This window comes from Glutamicibacter sp. NPDC087583 (assembly GCF_044743685.1).
GTDB lineage: Bacteria > Actinomycetota > Actinomycetes > Actinomycetales > Micrococcaceae > Glutamicibacter.
This window is the reverse complement of the sequence record NZ_JBIUWY010000001.1, coordinates 932,864-953,606: the sequence shown is the minus strand read 5'-3', so window position 1 is coordinate 953,606 and position 20,743 is coordinate 932,864. Positions and strand designations below refer to the sequence as shown.

The following is a 20,743-nucleotide window of genomic DNA, read 5'->3' as shown; positions in this document are numbered from 1 at the left end:
CACTGGTAGCCGTGCACTGAAAAAACACCTTCTTTAGTTCAAACGTTATAGCACGTTCGGGCGGTGACAACTAATTACGCATCTTCCCGCTTAAGCGAATTGGTGCCCCCAGCAAATGCTGGGAGCACCAAATTCAGATCTTCGGATCGGTTTAGGCAGCAGCCATCTTCTTATCGTGCGCTACCACGTCGTCGTCCTTGTGGCGGAGCCAATGGAACATTGGCGCCTGCACGAACAAGGTCGACAGGGCCGAGACGATGATACCGACGAACAGCGCCAAGGACAGGTCCTTGAGCGTACCGGCACCCAGCAGGTAGGAACCGATGAATAGGATCGCGGCCACTGGAAGCACGGCAACGACCGAGGTGTTGATCGAGCGAACCAGGGTCTGGTTCACAGCGAGGTTCACCAGCTGCTCGAAGGTGCGCTTGGACTGCTGGGTGTAGTCCTTGGTGTTTTCGCGGACCTTGTCGAAAACCACCACGGTGTCATACAGCGAGTAGCTCAGAATGGTCAGGAAGCCGATGATCGCGCTGGGCGTGATTTCGAAACCGGACAGCGAGTAGATGCCCGCAGTCACGATCACCACGGTAATCAGTCCGACGATCGCTGCCAGCGACATCTTCCAGGTTCGGAAGTAGGCAGCCATCAGCAAGCCCACCAGGACCACGAAGACTACCAAGCCAACCAGTGCCTGGCGCGAAACGTCTTCACCCCAGGTTGGGCCGATGAAGTTACTGGTAACTTCATCGCTGGAGACGCCGTAGTTCTCCGCGAGCTGGCCGGCGATGGCCAAGGTCTGGTCATCGCTCAAACGCTCAGTCTGCACGCGCATGGTGCCCGGAGCAATGTTGGTGACCGTTGCCTCGGAACCCGAAGCCACCGAGCTAACAGTTTTTTCACCAATCGAGATATCAGTGTTCTGCACATCCGAAACGGTGAATTCAGAACCACCGCGGAAGTCGATGCCCAGGTTGAAGCCGCCCTTGACCACTGGAAGCAGGATCGACAGCATCACCAGAATACCGGCGATCAGGAACCACAACCGGTACTTGGAGGTGAACGGGTAGGAACGCTTGCCGGTGTAGAGCTCGTTGCCCCAAGTGACTAGCTTATTCATTGTTCTCCTCCTGGGCCTTGGCCTGCGTGCTGGCTGGCTGTTCGGCCTGTGCACGGCGACGCTCGGCAATCGTCATGCGCTTGGCGGCCTCAGCCGAGGCCTTCGCATTCTTCTTGCCGCGGTTTGCCACAACGTTTTCATCGAAGCGGCGAACCTTGCCTGCACCTTGGTACAGCGGCTTGACGCCAAGCAACGATGGATCCATGCCCGAGAGCGGGTGGCCGTTGGCGAAGAACTTGGTGCGTGCCAGCAGGACCAAGGTTGGATGGGTCAGTCCGTACACGACCACGAGGTCAACGATTGCGGTCAGGCCCAAGGTGAAGGCGAAGCCTCGCACGTTGCCCACGGCAACGATGTAGAGCACTACTGCAGCCAACACGTTCACGGCCTTGGAAGCCAGAATGGTGCGCTTGGCACGCTTCCAGCCGATATCCACGGCGCTTGCCAATGGCCGGCCTTCGCGCAGCTCATCTCGAACACGCTCGAAGTACACGATGAACGAGTCCGCGATCAGGCCGATCGCCACGATCAAGCCAGCCACGCCCGCCAGCGACAGGCGGTAGTTCATGCCCCAGCCAAGCAGGACCAGGCAGAGGTAGGTCAGCACACCGGCGACGAGCAGCGAAGCGATGGTCACCAAGCCCAGGGCGCGGTACTGGAACAGCGAGTAGATGAATACCAGGACCAGGCCGATAACACCGGCAATGAGGCCCGCGGTCAGTTGGTCAGCACCCAGCGTTGCAGAAACCTGGCGCTCTGACTGGATGTCGAAGCTGATTGGCAGTGCGCCGTACTTCAGCTGCTCGGCCAGCGCCTGCGAGGTTTCCTGGGTGAAGCCACCGGAAATCTGCGGACGGCCATCGGAGATCACCGCATTGGTGGTTGGCGCCGAAATGGTTTCGCCATCAAGCACGATGGAGAACTGGTTCTGCGAACCCTGCAGGGCAATCAGACGCTGCGTGGTATCGGCGAAGATCTTGGTGCCTTCGGCATCGAATTCGATGACGACGACCCATTCGCCGGTGACCGAACCATTGACGCCGCGAGCGAGCTGCGCATATGCGTCCTTGATCTTGTCGCCGGAGATTTCCTGTGGGCCAAGGATGTACTTGACGCCCATGTCGGTATCGCAGGAGATCATTGGCTTGGCCGGGTCCGCAGCGTCGCCTCCGCGGTCCTTGAGCTCGGTTTCGCAGTCGTAGCCTTCAAACTCCTGGAAGAGCTCTGCGGTGATCCAGTTGGTGTCCGATGGGTTCTCTGGCTTGCCCTCAGGCTTTGGCAGGTCTTCCTTGGGAGTGCGATCTTCCTCAGGGGTGGCTGCGTAGCTGCCGGTGATCAGCACCGGGCGGAACTCCATGTTGGCCGAGGCCTGGATCAAATCGCGAGTGGTCTGGTCCGGGGTGCCGGGCATCGAGACCACAACGTTGCGACCGGACTGGGTGGTGATTTCCGATTCGGTAACACCGGAACCGTCCACACGCTGGCGGATGATCTCAACCGCTTGGTCCAGTTGTTCTTGGTTGATTGCTTCGTCGCCCTGGACCCGAGGGGCCAGGATCATCTCGGTACCGCCTTCGAGGTCGAGGGCGAGCTTCGGTCCCCATCCGGTTTTACCGTTCGCTGCACCGGCTACCAACACGCCGGTTGCGATGATGAAGACGATCAGCAACCATAGCAACGCCTTGCGCGCCTGCTTAACAGGTCTGATTGATGACATCTATTGTGCTTTCTGGTTTGGGTGGCTTAGCCTTCAGGCCACCGCTATGCTGCCCGGGACTTAGGCGTTGCGCTCGTCCTTGCCCTCATCGTTCAGGCGACGCAGGGACTCTTCCGGGGTTTCGGTGGTGCTGGTGGATTCTGCAGCGCCGTCGGCCACGGCCGGGGTTGCTGCATCCTTGTCCAGGAAGGTGGCAATGGCCTGGCGGTGCAGGTTCAGCACTACGCCCGGCGCGACCTCGACCTGGACGCGATCCTCTGCGTCAACGCCGACGACGGTGCCGAAGATACCCGAGTTGGTCATCACCTTGGCGCCTGGCACGGTGTTGTTCTTCAGCTTCTCCTGCTGGGCGGACTGCTTCTTGCGGCCACGGAACATCATGAAGATCAGCACTGCGAACAGCGCGACCATCAGGATCAGCGAAGGGTTGAAGCCGCCACCAGCGGCCTGAGCGATTACGAGGGGATTCACGTATTTACCTGCTAACGAATTGTTGCGATTTGATCTGAAGTTCTGGGATGCTGTTGCGGCTATTTCTGGCGTAATACAGCAAAGACGCCCCACCTCGCCCCGAAACGGGCATAGGTCGGGCGTCTTTAGTCTAATGCGTCACGGTGAACCGGCAGACCATTTACGCGGGCAGTGAAGTAATGCTTGCCTAATCCTCATCGTTTTCATAGCTTTGCGCACTGGCGAAGATGGCATCCTTTGGCATCGCCAAGCCCAAATGCGCCCAGGCTCCGGGCATGGCAATACGACCGCGCGGGGTCCGGCCCATCAGCCCTTCACGCACCAGGTATGGCTCTGCGACAGTTTCGACGGTTTCGGTTTCTTCACCCACGGCGATGGCCAGGGTCGATAGCCCCACCGGTCCCCCGCCGAATTTGGTGCACAAGGCTTCGAGCACACCCCGGTCCAGGCGATCAAGGCCACGTGCATCGACCTCGTACATGTCCAAGGCGGCCTCGGCCGCTTGGGCATCGATCTCTTCGAGCTTATGCACCAGCGCCCAGTCACGCACGCGGCGCAGCAGGCGGTTGGCGATACGGGGCGTACCGCGGGAGCGTCCGGCGATCTCGGTGAACGCGGCCGAAGTGACGCTCAGATCAAGCATCATGGCCGAACGGCGCAAAACCAGTTCAAGCTCCTTGACCGCGTAGAACTCCAGATGGCCAGTGAAGCCGAAGCGGTCACGCAACGGGCCGGGCAATAGTCCGGCGCGCGTGGTTGCGCCAACGAGAGTGAAGGGCGGAAGCTCCAGTGGAATGGCCGTGGCGCCGGCGCCCTTTCCGACGATGATATCTACGCGGAAGTCTTCCATGGCCATGTAGAGCATTTCCTCGGCCGGCCGGGACATGCGGTGGATTTCATCGAGGAACAGCACCTCGCCTTCGGTCAGCGACGAGAGGATCGCGGCCAAGTCACCGGCATGCTGGATCGCTGGGCCGGAGGAAATGCGCAATGGCGCGTTCATCTCGGCGGCGATAATCATCGACAAGGTGGTCTTGCCCAGGCCCGGCGGGCCAGAGAGCAGAACGTGGTCCGCGGTGCGTTCGCGGATTTTCGCTGCTTCAAGCACCAGCGAGAGCTGCTGGCGCACTCGGGACTGGCCCACGAAGTCGTCGAGGTTCCGCGGGCGCAGGGCCGCTTCGATTACCCGTTCCTCGGGTTCGCTGCCGGCATTCGTGAGCCCGGTGGAGTCATTCATGATCAGTTGATCCTCTCGCAGACCGCTTAGGCGCGGGTTCCGCTGGACATGCTGCGCAGTGCAGCACGCAAGATTTCTGCGACGTTGCCGGTGGCAACGACATCTGGATCAGCCTTGGACAGCGATTTCAGGGTGCTGGTTGCATCCTTTTCGCTCCAGCCCAGGCCGGTCAGCGCCTCGATCACCTGCGGTTCCCAGACGCTCGCGTTGCCGCCGCCGGAAACCGGAGCCACTGGCGCGCCAGTCGGGATCAGCTTGCCGTTCAGTTCCAGCACGATGCGGCTCGCGCCCTTGGGGCCAATGCCCGATACCTTGGTGAAAGCGGCGGTGTCCTTGGTGTTCGCCGCGATGCGGACTTCCTCCGGAGAGTGCACCGCCAAGATGGCCAAGCCTGTGCGCGGCCCGATGCCCGATACGGAAACCAGGACCTCGAAGACATCGCGTTCCTCAGCGGTAGCGAAGCCGAAGAGGGTCATCGAATCCTCGCGGACCACCATGGAGGTGAATACCGTTGCCTCGCGTCCTGCCTGCAGGGTGGACAGCGTCCCGGGGGTGGCATTGACCAGCATCCCGAAGCCGTTAACGTCAATTACCGCGGTATTCAGGGCTACCGCCTGCACGGTGCCGGTCAATGAGCTGATCATGCCACTCCTTGGGATATATGTTCGATCGAACCCAGTTTATCGAAGATACCTACGAATATCGATCCGCCGCGTTCCCCGGTGGGTCGGGGCCGCTGCCGTGCTGGCCGGCTAGCGGCGCACTGCACGGCGCTTGGCCGACGCCTCGGCGGCAATCCACGCCTGCTGCGCACCGGTCAGCTGCGACGAACCACCGGCATTAGCCGCGGAGGCCGAGGCATTCGAGCCGGTGGCCGCACCGCGCCAGCCGTGGGTAATCGCCAAGGCCACCGCATCAGCGGCGTCGGCAGGCTTAGGCGGTTCATCGAGCCGGCAGATCTTGGCAACCATCTTGCCGATCGCCGCCTTGGTGGCCTGTCCCGAACCGGTAACCGCCGCCTTGACCTCGGTCGGCGTGTGCAGGGCCACGGGTATTCCGCGTCGCGCTGCCGCGGTGATGACAACGCCGGTGACCTGCGCGGTGCCGATGACCGTGGAGACGTTCGCCGATGCGAACACGCGTTCCAAGGCGAGCACATCGGGCTGATGCAGATCCAGCCATTCGTCGATGGCGTTGGCGATCTTCAAGAGCCGGGCATCGAGCGGAGTGCCCGGAGGGGTGCCGGCGACGGTGACGTCGACCAGCGAAACTTGCCTGTTTGCGGCGACGTCGACCACGGCAAGACCGCAACGGGTCAGGCCGGGATCGACGCCAACAACACGTAAGGCCAAGCCTTACTGCTCTTCGTCCAGCGCGGCGCGAACCTCGTCGGACAGATCAGCGTTGGTGTAGATGCCCTGGACATCATCCAGTTCTTCCAGCGCGTCGTAGAGCTTGAGGAACTTGCGAGCTCCTTCAACGTCCAGGTCGACCTTCATCGATGGAATGAATTCCATTTCGTCGGACTCGTAGGCGATGTCCGCTTCATCCAGCGCAGCGGCCACAGCGCGCAGGTCCGAAGGGTCGCAGACGATGGCGAAGTTCTCGTCCTCGTCCATGATCTCGTCGGCACCGGCGTCCAGCACGACCATCAGCAGGTCGTCTTCGGTCAGCTCGCCCTTGGGCAGGCGGACAACGCCCTGGCGGTTGAACAGGTAGGCGACCGAACCCGGGTCGGCGATGGTGCCGCCGTTGCGGGTGATGCCCACGCGCACCTCGGAGGCTGCACGGTTCTTGTTGTCGGTCAGGCACTCGATCAGCAGGGCCGAGCCCTGCGGGCCGCGTGCTTCATAGATGATCTCGGTGTAGTCGACGACCTCGCCGGTCAGGCCTGCGCCGCGCTTGACGGCGCGGTCGATGTTGTTGATCGGCACGGAGTTCTTCTTGGCCTTGCTGACAGCAAGTTCCAGTGCCGGGTTGCCGGCCATGTCGGCGCCGCCGGCACGGGCGGCAACTTCAATGCCCTTGATGAATTTTGCGAAGGCCTTGGCGCGCTTGGCGTCGATCGCGGCCTTCTTGTGCTTGGTAGTTGCCCATTTGGAGTGGCCTGACATGCTTTAAGCGTCTCCTCGCGTGAGATTGATGAAAAATTGGTGGATAGCGGTGCTGCCGGTGACTTCCGGGTGAAAGCTGGTTGCCAACAATTTTCCCTGGCGTACTGCAACAATTCTACCCTGTTCGTGATCCGTCCCCGCTTGAACGGTGCTGATCACTTGCACGTCCGGGCCAATTTGCACGGCTTCCGGTGCGCGGATGAACACCGCTTCGAGATTTTGCCCGTTGAAGTCCAGCTGGTGCTCGAATGAGTCGATCTGGCGCCCGAACGCGTTGCGCTTGACCGTCATGTCGATGCCGCCGAAGCTTTGCTGTACCGCGCCATCTCGCGAGATTGCAGGGTTCTCGATGCGATCGGCCAGCATGATCATTCCGGCGCAGGAGCCGTAGGCTGGCATGCCTGCTGCGATGCGCTCCTTGATGGGACCAGCTAGCCCGTAGTTGCGGGACAGCCGGTCAATCACCGAGGACTCGCCGCCGGGAATCACCAGCGCGTCAACCTGCTCCAAATCGACGACGGTGCGCACCATGTGCGTGCGCTGCCCGAGCCGTTCCAAAGAGGCCAGATGTTCGCGGAAATCCCCTTGCAGAGCGAGGACGCCTATTTTCGGCATGGTTCTAACCTTCATGGTGTTCAGTGGTTGGCAGCACGAAAAATGCGCCGAAATAACGTTAAACCCAGAGACGCCGTGCGCCTGTTTTGTTTCCCGGTGTGTCGCGGATTCTTCGACGCCGCCTCCCGGCAAGTGGTGGAACTTGGTAGGTTCAAGGACATGATTGCTGATATTTCTTCCCTCGAACTTGCCGGTGGCGTGAGCATGCCCTCGATCGGTTTGGGCACGTGGCCCATGCGTGGATACGAGGCGGCCGCAGCGGTGCTGTCCGCCCTCGACGTGGGCTACCGCCGCATTGATACAGCGGAGAACTACGAGAATGAGGACGCCGTGGGCAAGGCCCTGGCACAGAGCCGGCTTCATCGCGATGAAATTTTCGTAACCACCAAATTCAACAAGCAATGGCATTCGACCCAAGGCGTGCGCCAGGCGTTGGAGAACTCCCTGGACCGCTTGGGTCTTGAGTATGTGGATCTGTTCTTGATCCACTGGCCCAACCCCCCGCAGAACACCTATGTCGAAGCCTTCACTGAGCTGGGCAAACTAGTAGACGAGGGCAAGATCCGGGCTGCGGGAGTCTCGAACTTCAAGCCCTACCAGCTGCAGAACGTCCTGGATTCGGGGCTCGTGCCGGCGCTGAACCAGATCCAGGTTGATCCTGAACGGCAAAGCGTCGATTGGCAAGGTTTCAACACCGAGCATGGCGTTCGGACGGAATCCTATTCCCCGCTGGGACGCAAGAAATCTGGACTCCTTTCACATCCTGCCCTGGTCCGGATCGCCCAAGCGCATGGGAAGAGCAGCGCGCAGGTGACCTTGCGCTGGCATGTCCAGTCCGGGCGGGCAGCGGCACCGAAATCGGCAGACCAGCGGCGGCAGAGCGAGAACCTGGACATTTTCGACTTCCAGCTCACCCAGGCGGAAATGGCCGCCATCAATGCCATGGATACCGGTGCTGGCCCCTTCACCGATTCGGATGAGTTCGGGCACTGAATTCCCGCAATACCTGCATGCGGCAGAAACGGAGAACCCAAACATGCTTCACGGCTACCAGCGCCCAGATATCGAAGTGGCGGATTACTTCGACGAGCACGGTGCGCTGATCCCCTATGGCCAGCGCTGGGATGAGCAGCCTCCAGCGGAGAGCTATTCGCTGACCTCCCATGTGCAACGCTTTGCCCCGGTGCCGCAGGTAGCCCAGGCGTTGCTGGATTGCCTGCGCGAGCAGTTCGAGGTGCGTTGCTTCGAAGATCCCGGGCTGGCCAGGCAAATGCGGATTCAACCGGGCCATGTGGTGCGCTCTGTTCGCGTATTTCCGATGGATTCGCGCTGCGCGCCACTGGGCATGGTCTTCACCACGTTTCCCGCGGTGCACCTGGAGCTCGGCGCGTTGTACCGCGCGACATTTCCGCCGTGCGGCTGCGATGGATGCGACGAAGTTGTCCCAGAAATCCTTGAGGAACTCGAGATCCAGGTGAGTGCCGCCGCGTCCGGAGGATTCGGCGAGTTCCTGGATCGAGGCATGGACCGCCTCGTGCACTGTTTCGACGTTGACCGGACAGGATTCGGCGAGCAGTCCCGCGGCCTCGAAGACATATCGCCGGCACGGCTAGCCAGAGCACGCGCAATTCTTCCCTCAAGCCGCGTGTGGGCACCTTGGCCATTGCGCTAGGTCAGTCCAGCGTCCACTCTCGAAGTCCGTCGTCGAATGCGCCATAGGCATTCACTGTGGCCTCGCTGCGCTTCAAGGAGGCTTTTGCTTCATCTTCCCGTATGCATCCAGCAGCATCGAAGACTTGGCACCAGGCCACAGGTTCATTTGAGAGCTGGTGCGGTACCCACCGCAATTCGCTGACATCCCATTCGCCGGGCGCTCCCTGGGTAAACGTTGCCTTTACGCTGATGCCTTCGCGGTTGAGAATGGTTGGTGTGGCGTGTTTTGCCACGGAATTGCCCAAACCGTAGACGATCCAGGTTCCGTCGTGCTTCTCAATGGGCAATACCGAGTGGGTGTGGTGCATGTAGATGAAATCGAAGACACCGGACTCTGCCAAGGCTCGACCGAGCCTTTTCTGGGACGCTGTCGGTTCGGTGCTGTATTCAGCCCCATCGTGCACGGCAGCCACGACGATGTCCGCTCCCGCCTTGCGCGTTGCCTTGCCCCTGGCGATCAGTTGCTGCGCATCCACCCCGGTATCGACTTGCCAGTCAGCTTCTTCCGGCAAGCCATTGAGCGAATAGGTGCTGGTTACTACACCGAGCTTCACGCCTTCCATGTCCAGGATCGATGGCTTCTCGGATTCTTTTTCACTGCGGTAGGAGCCGGTCGCGAAAAGCCCATTCGCTTCCAGAGCGTCCAGCGTTCGCTCTACTCCGGCCGTCCCGGCATCTACCGTGTGATTGGTGGCAGTGGTGCATCCGTCGTAGCCAATAGCGCCGAGGTCGGCCAGGATTCGATCTGGGACCGTGAACCGCGGATACCCCGAATACGGAGGGACACCAATCGGTGTTTCCAGATTGCATAGCGCCACATCTGCGTCCTGGACATAGGGTGCCAGGCCCGCAAGCAAGGGGCTGAAATCGTAGTCGCCGCCGTTGCCCGTTTCCGCTCCAGCCGCTTGCTTCGCTTCATCCAATAGCTGCGGATGCAGCAGTACATCGCCGGTAACCATCAGCGATAGCTCTTCGGGTGCCGAAGGTGCGGCCGAGGCATCCGCTATGGCTGAACTCGGAGCCGGTTCCGGCGAGGCAGGAACGCTGGCCTGGACGGAAGGCTGCGGGGTTGCTGGTTCTGCGTGATCGCTTGGGACTGCAGAGCAACCGCCAATCAGCAATGCGGCCAGCAGCGTTGAGCTCAGCGGAAGAAAAGCAGGCAGTGCACGTTGGGGCATGCATCGAGCCTAGCTCAGCTGGGCATCTGGGGTGTAAATGCAAGCTAAATCACGTTTTCCATGAAAACCTAGGCCTATGCAAAACCCGCTTCTGACTCCCAGTACCAGGCCCTACCAATGGCCAGCCTTCGACCAGCTCACCGCTGAGCATTACCTGGAGGCAGTCCGGCTCGGCGCAGCCGAACAGCGTGAGGAGCTGCAGCGCATCATCGACGATGCCCAGGCTCCCACTTTTGAGAACACTTTCTTGGCGCTGGAAGCCAGCGGGCAGACCCTGCGCCGTGCGCTCATGACGTATTTCTCGGTGATTTCCGCCCACGGCACCGAAGATCTGCGGGCGATTCAGTCGGAGATTTCTTCGATCTGGACTAGGCAAGAAGATGAGATTTACCTAAACCAAACCTTGTACTTGCGTCTACAAGCTTTGAATTATGAGGGTCTCCAGGGTGAAGATGCCCGTCTAGCCGAGCAAACACTGAAGAATTTCCAGTTGGCCGGCGCAGGCTTGGGCGACGCCGAAAAGGACCAGTTGAAGGCACTGAACGCCAAACTCGCTGAGCTTTCCACGCAGTTCGCTGACCTCGTCCTGGAAAATCAGAATGCCCACGCTGTGCACTTCGACGATGCTGAGGAACTCGCAGGTCTTTCCAGCCAAGCGATCGAGTCCGCTGCGCAAGCCGCCAAGCAAGCAGGCCACGCATCGGGATACTTGCTGACGCTGGTTTCGCCTACCCAGCAACCGGTCCTGGAGTCGCTCGCGTCAAGCCAGTCCCGCCGCAAGGTGTTCAATGCCTCGATCAGCCGTGGCACCGAGGAAAACGCGACCATCCATGTGGCCGCCGAAATGGCACAGCTTCGCGCTGAACGCGCCGCTCTGCTCGGATTCGCCAACCATGCAGAAACCGTGCTCGACCAGGCCACTGCACCTTCCACCGCTGCGGTGGAAGAACGGCTGGCCGAGCTAACCAAGGCCGCCACCGCAAATGCCCGCCAGGAAGCCCAGGTGCTGGGCAAGATCGCCGGTGCCGAAATCAACGCGTGGGATTGGAAATACTTCTCCAACCAGGTCTTGCGTGAGGAGTACTCGGTGGATTCCGAGGCACTGCGCAACTACTTCGAATTAGACCGGGTCCTGGTCGATGGGGTCTTCGCGACCGCTACCAAGCTGTTTGGCATTACCTTCAGCGAGCGGTTCGACCTTCCCACCTACCACCAGGATGTTCGCGTCTTCGAAGTTTTCGACGCCGATGGCAAGCCGCTGGCGCTCTACACCGGCGACTACCTGACCAGGAATACCAAGAAGGGCGGTGCATGGATGACCAGCCTGCGCGATGCCGCTTCGTTCCTGGACGAGCGGCCAATCGTCACCAACACCTTGAACATCACCCCGTCTGCGCCGGGTGATCCGGTTCTGCTGTCCATGGATGAGGCAAATACGCTGTTTCACGAGTTCGGCCATGCGCTGCACGGGATGTTCTCCAGCGGAAAGTACGCTTCGCTTTCTGGCACCTCGGTCCCCCGCGATTTCGTGGAGTTCCCATCGCAGGTCAACGAGATGTGGATGCTCCACGAGGATGTCGTATCCGGTTATGCTATCCACCACCAGAGCGGCGAAGTATTGGACGATGCGCTGATCGAGAAGATCCGCGCGGCTTCGCTATGGGGCCAGGGTTTTGCAACCACTGAGTACCTTGCCGCCAGTGTCCTTGATTGGGCCTGGCACACCATCAGCGCCGGGACTGTTATCGAGGATCCGCTGCAGTTCGAACAGGACGTGCTTCAGGGCGCCGGCTTCGACTCCGCAATGATTCCGCCTCGCTACCGCACCGGTTATTTCCAGCACATTTTCGCCAATGGATACTCCGCTGGCTACTACTCCTACATCTGGAGTGAGGTGCTCGATGCCGACACTGTGCAGTGGTTCGAGGAAAATGGGGGCTTAATGCGCGAAAATGGTAATCGGTTCCGTGAGGAACTGCTTTCGCGCGGAAATACGCGCGATCCCCTTGAGTCCTACGAATTATTCCGCGGCCGCACCGCATTGGTTGAACCGTTGTTGCGCCGTCGAGGATTGGTGAACGCAGAATAATGACCACTATTGCCTCCGCACAGGAAGCACTAAGCCACTGGCATCAGGCACTTGCAGTCGCCACCGGCGGCAAGATCTTTACCACCCACGGATGCTCATGGGCATGGCAGCCAGTACGCAAGCGGCTGATCCTGCTGTTCCCCGAACAGCCAGAACAGGCGGGCCTGCGTCCGGCGCTAGCCGAAGGCCATCGGCTCGGCGCCCGGCGTGTGGAAGCTTGGGTTAACTCAGGCGCCCACGCGGATGAGCTGAGGGCGACCGGCTTCTCCGATAATGCCCAGGTTTCCTGGCATGCCGGCCCATTGGCCATTCCAATGGATCGTTGGACCGGCAAGATCCGCTTGGGCAATAACGTGCCTGAGGCCACGGGAGCTGATGCGGCCGAGCTGAATGTGACGAACCTTTGGCGCGAGACCAGCACCCAGCTCTCCAGCGGGCATCCGGCATTGCGCCGCGTCGAGCATGCCTTGGCTCGTACCGACGAGGGAGAGATCGTGGGCCGGGGCTTTGCCCAGCAGGGCCTGAACGGCCAGCTCATGGTGCATTCCTTGGCCGTAGGCAAGGAACATCGCCGCCATGGCGTTGGCACTGCCTTGCTCCATGGCCTGTCGCGATCAATGATCAATCCGCTGTCGCCGCCAGACGATGAGGTACCGCAGGAGCTGCTCGCTGCCGCCACGCCGTCGAGCGCCGACTTCTTCAGCGCCAATGGGCTCAAGCTCCTTGGTCGTGGACGCCACATGATCTTGCGCTCCTGGAAGCAGTAGGGATCATCTAATACGGCAGGACCCCAACCGGCCCCGGGATTTCCCGTGGCCGGTTGAGTTCATTAAGGCTTGCTCACCGGTTCGGAAGAACTCTATAGACAAGTCGAGCGAACGGCCCGGCCTGCCTTGCTTCAGCCAGTTCCAATCGCTCGCTGCCAATTCTTCGCGGCAGCAAGGCGGCACCCGCTGGCAGCGCTGCTGGAGCAATGGTCAATGCCAAGGAATCGAGCGCATCGATGTCCAGGAATTGCCCAAGAAGCTCCCCTCCGCCGAGCACCCAGATGTTCTTCTCCCCCGCGGTCTCGCGGATTTCGGGCAAGAACTCATTGACCGGGCCATTAACCAGGCGCACGTCTGCACCATCAGGAATCGGCAAGTCCCGCGAGGTAAAGACGTAGGTGGTGATCCCCTTATAGTATTCCTGCCACTTCTGCGGGTTCTCGATGAACTGCTCATTCTCGATCAGCCACTTATAGGTATTCGCGCCTTCGATATGAACGCCGACGTTCTTGGGCAGCAGGTCCGGGTCGGGTTCGTGGGCCCCGGGCACGTCAAAGAGCCACTGCAGGCTGTGGTTCTCATCTGCCAGATAGCCGTTGAGGGTTACTGCCGCGTCGAAAATAATCTGGCTCATGGCATTTAGTTTGCCACAGGAATGCACCTACATACCAAGGTCCACGGGTGCGAATACCGGGTCTCTTCCGGTACGCATGACCCCGATGGTTCCCGGAGGAACTTCATGCCAGGTATTGCGGCTCCAGTGCAGTTCCAATGGCTCGGACACCACTAGTTGGGCGTTTTCCGGCAATCGGTCTTCCTGCCCGTCTTCGGTAAGCAGCATGGTCGGCCCGTCGGCGTGGTAGAGCGAGGGCGCGATTGAGTCTTCGGCGTCCGGACTAACCCAGGGCAACACGACCAGCTGATGGCCATCCGAGGCGCAGATGGTCGCGCGGAAGGGTTCTGCTATCGCATGCTCAGCGCGCGCCTGCTCCACCCGGGCTACCATGCGCGACAGGCCAGCTATCGGATCATCGGCAAGCCCGTAGCTCAATGCCGAATAGAAGCACACTTCGGTATCGGCGTTGCCCAGTATTCCCGGATAGCGCACCGGGTCCACGTCGAAGGTCGGTTCGCGCTTGAGCCTGTCGAAGTCCGGAATTGACCCGTTGTGCTGGAAAATCCAGCCCTTATCGACGAAAGGTTGGCAGTTCTGCTCGGTGATGGTCCCGCCCGGCGCCGCGCACACATGGGCCAGGATGCATTCTAAGGCGATCTGCGCCGCCAGGTGCCGCAGATTCTGGCTGTCCGAGGCCGGTCCGATCTGCCGGTACTGTCCGAGCATTCCCGAGTACCCTGCCCAGGCCATGCCGAGCCCGTCGCCGTTGGTCGGGAAGGCATGGTCCGCGAAGCCGGAGTCGAGCTCATCCAGGGGAAGGTAGAGCTGGCGGGCATGCAGCCTCTGGTCGATCAGCGAATGCGTGGGACGCACGAGAATATCGGCGATGGCGATCGGGGAACCCCGATAGGAAGCCAGCGGCACATGTCAGCTTCTTGTGGTCGGCGCGAATTCCGGGTTCCACCAACCTACGCCCGGCGGCATCCACCGACAATTCCGGCCTGGGCCGTTTGCATCGTGCCAGATTCCGCCGTTGCCAGACTCGATGGACATTGGCCGGTGTTCGGTACGTTCGCCGTGCATCCTGGCCTGGGCCGCCACAGCAGAATGGCCACTCGAAGGCCCATGCTGGCACTGGAGCACGGGTGGGCTGCGGACACGCTGAACTCAGACCCGGCCATCCTGTTCACGAAATAGTTCGCAGAGAATTAGCCGAACTGGATGCTTCCAGGAGTCCAATCGACAACCTTCGCCGTTGTGACCGAGTCATCCGCTCCGGGCACGAGCCGGAACGTGTCCCCCGATTTTAGCCTTGCAAGGTCAACACCTTGTTCGAGCTGAACTGAATGCACACTACTCGCGAGGGGATGATCAACGGTGTAAGTCCGGTTCCCGAGAGCGAAGACGGGCGCTTCCACCTGCACGATGGTGCCACGGCCGGCGATAGCGTTGGTTACTACGTTCTTAATGGATGCTACCTCTAAACCGCCCTCGGGAACTTGGAACGTAAGTTCCGTCCAATTCCAGCGATGAGGAATGCCCCCGTACGTAGTGGCAAGGAGCGAGAGATGCCGGAATTGACGGTCGGTGATCTCAACGACCGAAGGCATGACAAGTGCAGGAGACGTATGTGTTTGAAGCAGGGTCAGGTGACGGGCGACGGGAAGATAGATCGCCTCCAGTGCAGAGGGGAGGACAGCACCATGCGCTCTGAGAAGTGCGCTCCCTGCCTCAGTTTCCACGGACATGACGTCGCTCTCGCGAATGCCAAATAACTCCTCGAGCTCATCACAGACCGACTCCGGATTACGCCCATCGACGTTTCCCATTTGAACTTTCGCTTCTGCGTTATCTCCCGGTTTGAAACGCAGCTCTAAGTTCAGCGACCGCTCTGGCGTATCGAGAACCAGACGCAGCCAGCCCGTTTGTGAACCGACAGTTTGGGAGGTAACTTCCAGTGGCATCCTGAACCGGCGTTGCCCGTTGCTCTCTGTACACCGCAGATATAGCAAGGGGATGTTGGCATGACTTCTTTCGAAAATGGAGACTGTGGACTCCACCGCTTCCTCATGAGCGAATGGACCACCTGTGGTTGTTATCCGGACCCGCACGTCTTTGAACGCAGTACCCCACGCTTCCCAAGCCTGGACTGCGGCATGCTCGGGTGTCCCGGGAATCGTCAGGAACTCAACGTCCATGAAGATCGGGTCAATTTTCGAGGCCTCGGGCGTGCGAGGCACAACGGATTCGTATTTCCAGCGGCAATCTCCAAGGTAAGTCATCCTGTGAAAGACCGCTGGATCGCCTTCGTGAGGCAGTGGTATTTCCTGATTGCTGGATACGGTGCGGGTGCCGTGCTCCATCCGATAGTTGTCGTGGATAGTGTTGCGGAGGGCATCGAGTGCGTCCTGTCGGGTCTCTATGGCATCAAGCATCTTCAACGGCTCTCCCCTTTCAACTGGCGAGGCAGCGAGCATGGCTTTCTGGCTAATGAACTGTTCCAACACCGCCTCACCGTAAGTAAACCGCTGCATAGTCTCGGGAAAGCGGTCTGCCAACCCCGAAATGAAGGCATCACCGGCCCACTGACAGGGGAATGCAACGCCCGCAGTGAGCTTGTCGAAGTCCGCGACTCGTTCCTCAGTAGGGGTCCACGGCGTGACCAGGTGATAGCGGATAATTGGCTTCCCACCGGGTCTGACATGCTCCTCAAGGAATCGTTTCCAAGAGTTCTTGACCTGGCCGAATTGATTACTGGAAATCGACGTCGTGAAGCCTTTGACCTGCCAAATCTCAACTCCGTCGGGTAATGTGCGGAGGATGTCGATCCCGCCATCCCCCTGCGAAGGATTAATCTGCCGCGCGTCGACGAATTCGCGGCGCAGGAGGGTTGCAATAAGGGACTCGATCGAGTCGCCACTTCGCTGCTGAATCAGCGGCCAGTCATAGGTTGGCATGATCCAATACTACGAATTAATTCGAGCATCTGGCGATCCGCTCTCCAATTGATTTCCCTGGTCAAACTTCGGCGGCAGGCCACGGTACGCTTCTGGGTGGGAAGCGAAAGGCTACAAGCGACCAACGATCTAGGCAGATTCTTAGGTCGTGTAGGGGCCAGGCAAACCGATAGCGGGAGGTTGAACTCGAAGAATTCGTAGACTCACTCCATTCGCTGCCGAGCGGCCCCGTGAGACTAACAGGCCTAGCTGTTCCCACAGCAGCAATGTAGGCACCGACTAATCGAGGGGCCCATTCGGTTGCCGTGGCGCTGATCGGTTCAATGAACAGATCTTCAGCGGTTCCCAGCGATCCAATCGTAACTAGACAGATTGGTCTGGTGCCTTACCCAAATCTTTTGATGCCTTTCCCGACATGCGGTTATGGTTCAACAGGCATGTAAACAATCTTCAAAATCCAATCTATTCATGCGCATTTCGAGATTCACAAATCAATTTCGAGATTACATAAATGACTTCCATAATTATTGTGATCATTTCCCATAGACTTGATCCATGTCATCGACAATCACCGAAGCGAACTTTCCCGTGGAAGACCAACGGGCCCTATGGCGTAGACAGTCTGCGAGCTTACCTTCGCTCCATGGTGGGAAGCGCGCATGGCTAAAGCTTATTTTCGAGCTGGTATCACAAGTGCAAGCAGCGGGTGCGGATATCATGATGAATGCCCGTCCGAATATACCTGACACAGTATTCAAGGATTCCGAATCACGATCAGGAGCATCAGCCGTACGAGAGCCATTGACGTGGGGCGAGTACAGCAGATTCCTCAAGGCTGCAGGCCTCGTTCGAGCGGAAGACGCCAAACTAGTGCTCACCGGTGTCGGCCATGAGTATCTAATCACCGGTTCACCATCCGTTCTGGGTACGTCACTAGCAAGATGTTTCCGGCTACTCTCAGAATCACTGAATTTTATTGCAAGTTCACCAGAAACCGTGGAGGAAGTTGATGAATTCCTCAAAGCTGCTTACCACACCGACTGGAAAAGCCTTGGTGGCGTTCGTGCGCGCCTAGATTGGCTCGATGCCCTCGGTGCAATTGAGGCGACCGCGGGTCGACGGTGGATGATCACTTCTATTGGCCAAGAGATGTTGATGGCTTGTCGCTTGGTCACCCCGGAAGCACTTGAAATCGAAGCAGCTCCAGTTGAAACAATAGAGCCCGCGCCAATACAGATTAAAAACTTGCTGGCTGAACTGAGCGATGGAACTCGTTTGCAGTCGTCTCGGAGCACTTACAATATCTGGGTGCCGAGCCCGGCTACTCATTCAAACAAGGTGGAAAATCTACGTGTCATCGTGAATGCGTTGATCGATCCACTCAGTCGTTCCGAACTCCTCGGATTCATCGCCAACACATTCAGTCTTCGACGTTCCAGCGTGGACTCAATGTTGCCCTTCCTACGAGCTTCGGGACTCATCGTCGAGGTGGGTCTAGGTATATATCAAGCATCCCCTACGGCTCGTGCATGGCTCCAGTCAGGCAGCAACATTAACTTCATCCGGATTCTTCACGCCAATATGCGTTTCGTCGGTGAGATGATCCTTGCGGCGGAGGGCGGCGCGACTCGAGCCGATGTCTATGCTGAAGCAAAACGCCATGGTCTAAATGTGGATAAGTCCCGCTGGATCGCGGCATTCCTTATGGACACGGGGCTCATAGTGCCACCGAAATATGGCAGCCTGCGGACGACTCCCACAGGGGTAGCTCTTCTCGAAGAGCTACCCCTGGCAGAACCAGAAGTTCAGCCCGATTCTGATCCAGAAAATATCCCTGCATCAGACAACAAGTCAGCTTTCTGTTCTTCGAGCCTATCCGAGTCATTAGACGAACTTTCCCGCACGCCTATGGCGAAAGAACGAGGGGCTGGGAAGGCCTTTGAACGGGCAATCAGTGACGCCTTCACTCTCATGGGATTCGATGCCCGCGTACTTAGTGGTTCAGGCACCACAGACGTACTCGTAAAATGGCGAGACCACAAGGGTGCAAAACGTACCTCAATTGTCGAAGCCAAATCGCGTTCCAGCGGTAGCATCTCGCACACGGATGTCAGTGATGTTGCACTTGAATCACATAAAGTTCAACATCATGCTGATCACGTTGCGGTAATTGCCCCAGCGTTTGTCGGCGACACGATCAAGAATATGGCGCGGGCACGTAACTGGACTCTCATCGACGCATCAATGCTTGGAGCCATCGCGGACAAGGCGCTAGCGCTAGGTATCGGACCTGAATTATCGGGAGCGTTATTTGAGTCCAACGGCGGTGTCGACGCAACTATGAAGGCGATTGCCGACAAACAACGTGAGCTCGCAGTCCTCACATACGTGGTCGGGCAGCTTGCCGAAGAGGCAAAGGAATCAGGTGACCCGATCACGCCTCGCGACATATCTAGAGATGGCCGCCGAAGTGAAGTCAAGCCTTCGGTTAGTGAAGTTCTCTCGGCCCTTAGTACCTTGCAAGAACTCGCACCGGGTGCGGTCCGGAAGACAAACGAGAACAACGATCCCAAATTTTCTAGTTTCGAGCTTGGTAGCCCTCGCTCCTCGGCATTAGGTCTACGAGCAATCGCGGAAGCAATCGAAGCGCCACTTTGAGTAACGGTGCCATGGAAAACATATACGACAGATGAAGCGAACCCATCAGTTGGACTGTCCAAGTGACACCTCAGACATACCAGACGAAGGCTGGTCCATTCATAGAAACAGCAATTGGATGTCTCTCCGAGATGACTCGCAAAGTGTGGAACAAACGCCCACTCATTTTTGGATCGACACAGATCAAGACAGTGGACCTTGGTTGGCCTGAGGTTCCACGACACAGCGATGAATCTCGGACAATACACCTTGTTTCAGTCCAAAATGCGGAATGACCCACTCGATCTGCTCACATGAGATGGATGTTCAGCAGACGTTTATTGGCTCGGTGGGAGCGTTAGTATGTGACTGCTTGTCAAGATGCAACTGTAGACAACTTTATCGACGGATACGCCGTTTAGACTACGGTTTCCACCCGACTCACTGCTCTGGGAACGTCAAGCCCACGCCACCGGGAATTCGGTGGCGTGGGCCTGCAATGCTGGGAACGTCGGCGCTTACCAGCCGCGCTCCGAGAGGCGGTGCGGTACCGGCACATCGGCGACGTTGATGCCGACCATAGCTTCGCCCAGACCACGGGAGATCTTGGCCAGCTCGTCCGGGTTGTCGAAGAAGGTGGTTGCCTTCACGATGGCCTCGGCACGCTGGACCGGGTTGCCGGACTTGAAGATGCCCGAGCCGACGAAGACGCCGTCGGCGCCCAGCTGCATCATCATTGCAGCGTCGGCCGGGGTGGCGATGCCGCCAGCGGTGAACAGCACCACCGGCAGCTTTCCGGTCTGCGCGATTTCCTTGACCAGCTCATACGGTGCCTGCAGCTCCTTGGCAGCCACGTACAGTTCGTCTTCTGGCAATGCGGCCAGCTTCGCGATCTCAGCACGGATCTTGCGCATGTGCCCGGTGGCGTTCGAAACATCGCCGGTGCCGGCTTCGCCCTTCGAGCGGATCATCGCGGCACCTTCGTTGATGCGGCGCAGTGCTTCGCCCAAGTTGGTGGCACCGCAGACGAATGGCACGGTGAACGGCCACTTATCGATGTGGTTCTCGTAATCTGCTGGCGAAAGGACCTCGGACTCATCAATGTAGTCGACGCCGAGGGACTGCAGGATCTGCGCCTCGACAAAGTGGCCGATGCGCGCCTTGGCCATTACCGGGATGGAGACCTCGGCGATGATGCCGTCGATCATGTCCGGGTCGCTCATGCGCGAGACGCCACCCTGGGCACGGATGTCCGCAGGAACGCGCTCCAGAGCCATGACGGCCACGGCACCTGCATCTTCAGCGATGCGTGCCTGTTCTGGGGTGACTACATCCATGATGACGCCGCCCTTGAGCATTTCGGCCATGCCGCGCTTGACGCGGTCCGAACCGACGACGGAGTTCTGGTTGTTCGTAGACATGGTGAGGAGGGGTTCCTTTCGACACTGCGGTGACTCGTTTTTGCCCCAGAATTTCGGGGATATAAGCGAGGTGGTACGCCAGTAATCGTAG

18 protein-coding genes are annotated in these 20,743 nt (G+C 59.1%); 5 read left to right on the top strand and 13 right to left on the bottom strand.

The window, feature by feature from the left end; all coding sequences use genetic code 11:
* Nucleotides 1–151: 151 nt before the first annotated feature.
* The 8 genes from secF to pdxT form a co-directional block, all read right to left on the bottom strand.
* Nucleotides 152–1,120 carry a protein translocase subunit SecF gene (gene secF / locus ACIOU9_RS04540; RefSeq protein WP_105658281.1) on the bottom strand — a complete coding sequence of 323 codons (969 nt, stop codon included), beginning with the start codon at nucleotides 1,118–1,120 and terminating at the stop codon, nucleotides 152–154.
* Nucleotides 1,113–2,837 carry a protein translocase subunit SecD gene (secD, locus tag ACIOU9_RS04535; protein WP_332486111.1) on the bottom strand — a complete coding sequence of 575 codons (1,725 nt, stop codon included), beginning with the start codon at nucleotides 2,835–2,837 and terminating at the stop codon, nucleotides 1,113–1,115. Before secD ends, secF begins: the two co-directional genes overlap by 8 nt.
* Nucleotides 2,838–2,897: 60 nt before the next feature.
* Nucleotides 2,898–3,308, bottom strand: a complete 411-nt coding sequence (yajC, locus tag ACIOU9_RS04530) for a preprotein translocase subunit YajC (protein ID WP_105661369.1) — start codon at nucleotides 3,306–3,308, stop codon at nucleotides 2,898–2,900.
* Between the two features lie 187 nt (nucleotides 3,309–3,495).
* A complete protein-coding gene (gene ruvB / locus ACIOU9_RS04525) occupies nucleotides 3,496–4,545 on the bottom strand; it encodes a Holliday junction branch migration DNA helicase RuvB (protein ID WP_105661370.1) in 1,050 nt (349 codons plus the stop codon).
* Between the two features lie 26 nt (nucleotides 4,546–4,571).
* Nucleotides 4,572–5,189: a Holliday junction branch migration protein RuvA gene (ruvA, locus tag ACIOU9_RS04520; protein ID WP_105661371.1), complete on the bottom strand. Its 618-nt coding sequence runs from the start codon at nucleotides 5,187–5,189 to the stop codon at nucleotides 4,572–4,574.
* A 108-nt stretch (nucleotides 5,190–5,297) separates the two neighbouring features.
* Nucleotides 5,298–5,897 carry a crossover junction endodeoxyribonuclease RuvC gene (gene ruvC / locus ACIOU9_RS04515; protein ID WP_105658276.1) on the bottom strand — a complete coding sequence of 200 codons (600 nt, stop codon included), beginning with the start codon at nucleotides 5,895–5,897 and terminating at the stop codon, nucleotides 5,298–5,300.
* Nucleotides 5,898–5,900: 3 nt separating this feature from the next.
* Nucleotides 5,901–6,659 (bottom strand): YebC/PmpR family DNA-binding transcriptional regulator, encoded by a 759-nt coding sequence (locus ACIOU9_RS04510; protein ID WP_105658275.1) that lies wholly within the window; start codon nucleotides 6,657–6,659, stop codon nucleotides 5,901–5,903.
* Nucleotides 6,660–6,662: 3 nt separating this feature from the next.
* Nucleotides 6,663–7,274 (bottom strand): pyridoxal 5'-phosphate synthase glutaminase subunit PdxT, encoded by a 612-nt coding sequence (gene pdxT / locus ACIOU9_RS04505; protein ID WP_105661372.1) that lies wholly within the window; start codon nucleotides 7,272–7,274, stop codon nucleotides 6,663–6,665.
* Nucleotides 7,275–7,433: 159 nt separating this feature from the next.
* On the opposite strand from pdxT, the gene ACIOU9_RS04500 reads away from it, so the two are divergent.
* On the top strand, nucleotides 7,434–8,267 hold the full coding sequence (locus ACIOU9_RS04500; RefSeq protein ID WP_332486101.1) for an aldo/keto reductase: 834 nt from the start codon (nucleotides 7,434–7,436) through the stop codon (nucleotides 8,265–8,267).
* 43 nt (nucleotides 8,268–8,310) lie between these two features.
* Nucleotides 8,311–8,946 carry a DUF6226 family protein gene (locus tag ACIOU9_RS04495; protein WP_332595181.1) on the top strand — a complete coding sequence of 212 codons (636 nt, stop codon included), beginning with the start codon at nucleotides 8,311–8,313 and terminating at the stop codon, nucleotides 8,944–8,946.
* 1 nt (nucleotide 8,947) lies between these two features.
* Here ACIOU9_RS04495 and ACIOU9_RS04490 read toward each other — a convergent pair whose 3' ends face one another.
* Complete coding sequence (locus ACIOU9_RS04490) at nucleotides 8,948–10,165, bottom strand: CapA family protein (RefSeq protein ID WP_332727545.1); 1,218 nt, start codon at nucleotides 10,163–10,165, stop codon at nucleotides 8,948–8,950.
* A 76-nt stretch (nucleotides 10,166–10,241) separates the two neighbouring features.
* On the opposite strand from ACIOU9_RS04490, the gene ACIOU9_RS04485 reads away from it, so the two are divergent.
* Both ACIOU9_RS04485 and ACIOU9_RS04480 read left to right on the top strand, forming a co-directional pair.
* Nucleotides 10,242–12,254 carry a M3 family metallopeptidase gene (locus ACIOU9_RS04485; RefSeq protein ID WP_402696139.1) on the top strand — a complete coding sequence of 671 codons (2,013 nt, stop codon included), beginning with the start codon at nucleotides 10,242–10,244 and terminating at the stop codon, nucleotides 12,252–12,254.
* Nucleotides 12,254–13,021, top strand: coding sequence for a GNAT family N-acetyltransferase (locus ACIOU9_RS04480; protein WP_388022120.1), 768 nt, complete (start codon nucleotides 12,254–12,256; stop codon nucleotides 13,019–13,021). Before ACIOU9_RS04485 ends, ACIOU9_RS04480 begins: the two co-directional genes overlap by 1 nt.
* A 73-nt stretch (nucleotides 13,022–13,094) precedes the next feature.
* Here ACIOU9_RS04480 and ACIOU9_RS04475 read toward each other — a convergent pair whose 3' ends face one another.
* The 3 genes from ACIOU9_RS04475 to ACIOU9_RS04465 form a co-directional block, all read right to left on the bottom strand.
* Nucleotides 13,095–13,655 (bottom strand): dihydrofolate reductase family protein, encoded by a 561-nt coding sequence (locus ACIOU9_RS04475; protein ID WP_402696138.1) that lies wholly within the window; start codon nucleotides 13,653–13,655, stop codon nucleotides 13,095–13,097.
* 27 nt (nucleotides 13,656–13,682) lie between these two features.
* The gene (locus tag ACIOU9_RS04470) at nucleotides 13,683–14,561 is read right to left on the bottom strand and encodes a class II glutamine amidotransferase (RefSeq protein WP_388022124.1); all 879 of its coding nucleotides are present in this window, start codon (nucleotides 14,559–14,561) and stop codon (nucleotides 13,683–13,685) included.
* 284 nt (nucleotides 14,562–14,845) lie between these two features.
* Nucleotides 14,846–16,594 (bottom strand): hypothetical protein, encoded by a 1,749-nt coding sequence (locus tag ACIOU9_RS04465; RefSeq protein ID WP_402696136.1) that lies wholly within the window; start codon nucleotides 16,592–16,594, stop codon nucleotides 14,846–14,848.
* Between the two features lie 555 nt (nucleotides 16,595–17,149).
* Here ACIOU9_RS04465 and ACIOU9_RS04460 point away from each other — a divergent pair.
* Entirely contained in the window at nucleotides 17,150–19,252 is a 2,103-nt protein-coding gene (locus tag ACIOU9_RS04460; RefSeq protein WP_388022128.1) for a restriction endonuclease, read from the top strand.
* 497 nt (nucleotides 19,253–19,749) lie between these two features.
* On the opposite strand, the gene pdxS is transcribed toward ACIOU9_RS04460, so the two are convergent.
* On the bottom strand, nucleotides 19,750–20,652 hold the full coding sequence (gene pdxS / locus ACIOU9_RS04455) for a pyridoxal 5'-phosphate synthase lyase subunit PdxS (RefSeq protein ID WP_105658267.1): 903 nt from the start codon (nucleotides 20,650–20,652) through the stop codon (nucleotides 19,750–19,752).
* Nucleotides 20,653–20,743: the final 91 nt, after the last annotated feature.

What these genes read in the sequence shown, in the direction of transcription:
- ACIOU9_RS04510 (WP_105658275.1), bottom strand. Translation starts at nt 6,659, where the DNA reads ATGTCAGGCCACTCCAAATGGGCAACTACCAAGCACAAGAAGGCCGCG.
- secD (WP_332486111.1), bottom strand. Translation starts at nt 2,837, where the DNA reads ATGTCATCAATCAGACCTGTTAAGCAGGCGCGCAAGGCGTTGCTATGG.
- ACIOU9_RS04480 (WP_388022120.1), top strand. Translation starts at nt 12,254, where the DNA reads ATGACCACTATTGCCTCCGCACAGGAAGCACTAAGCCACTGGCATCAG.
- ruvB (WP_105661370.1), bottom strand. Translation starts at nt 4,545, where the DNA reads ATGAATGACTCCACCGGGCTCACGAATGCCGGCAGCGAACCCGAGGAA.
- ACIOU9_RS04465 (WP_402696136.1), bottom strand. Translation starts at nt 16,594, where the DNA reads ATGCCAACCTATGACTGGCCGCTGATTCAGCAGCGAAGTGGCGACTCG.
- ACIOU9_RS04485 (WP_402696139.1), top strand. Translation starts at nt 10,242, where the DNA reads ATGCAAAACCCGCTTCTGACTCCCAGTACCAGGCCCTACCAATGGCCA.
- ruvA (WP_105661371.1), bottom strand. Translation starts at nt 5,189, where the DNA reads ATGATCAGCTCATTGACCGGCACCGTGCAGGCGGTAGCCCTGAATACC.
- ACIOU9_RS04495 (WP_332595181.1), top strand. Translation starts at nt 8,311, where the DNA reads ATGCTTCACGGCTACCAGCGCCCAGATATCGAAGTGGCGGATTACTTC.
- secF (WP_105658281.1), bottom strand. Translation starts at nt 1,120, where the DNA reads ATGAATAAGCTAGTCACTTGGGGCAACGAGCTCTACACCGGCAAGCGT.
- ACIOU9_RS04460 (WP_388022128.1), top strand. Translation starts at nt 17,150, where the DNA reads ATGTCATCGACAATCACCGAAGCGAACTTTCCCGTGGAAGACCAACGG.
- pdxS (WP_105658267.1), bottom strand. Translation starts at nt 20,652, where the DNA reads ATGTCTACGAACAACCAGAACTCCGTCGTCGGTTCGGACCGCGTCAAG.
- ACIOU9_RS04490 (WP_332727545.1), bottom strand. Translation starts at nt 10,165, where the DNA reads ATGCCCCAACGTGCACTGCCTGCTTTTCTTCCGCTGAGCTCAACGCTG.
- ACIOU9_RS04500 (WP_332486101.1), top strand. Translation starts at nt 7,434, where the DNA reads ATGATTGCTGATATTTCTTCCCTCGAACTTGCCGGTGGCGTGAGCATG.
- ACIOU9_RS04475 (WP_402696138.1), bottom strand. Translation starts at nt 13,655, where the DNA reads ATGAGCCAGATTATTTTCGACGCGGCAGTAACCCTCAACGGCTATCTG.
- pdxT (WP_105661372.1), bottom strand. Translation starts at nt 7,274, where the DNA reads ATGCCGAAAATAGGCGTCCTCGCTCTGCAAGGGGATTTCCGCGAACAT.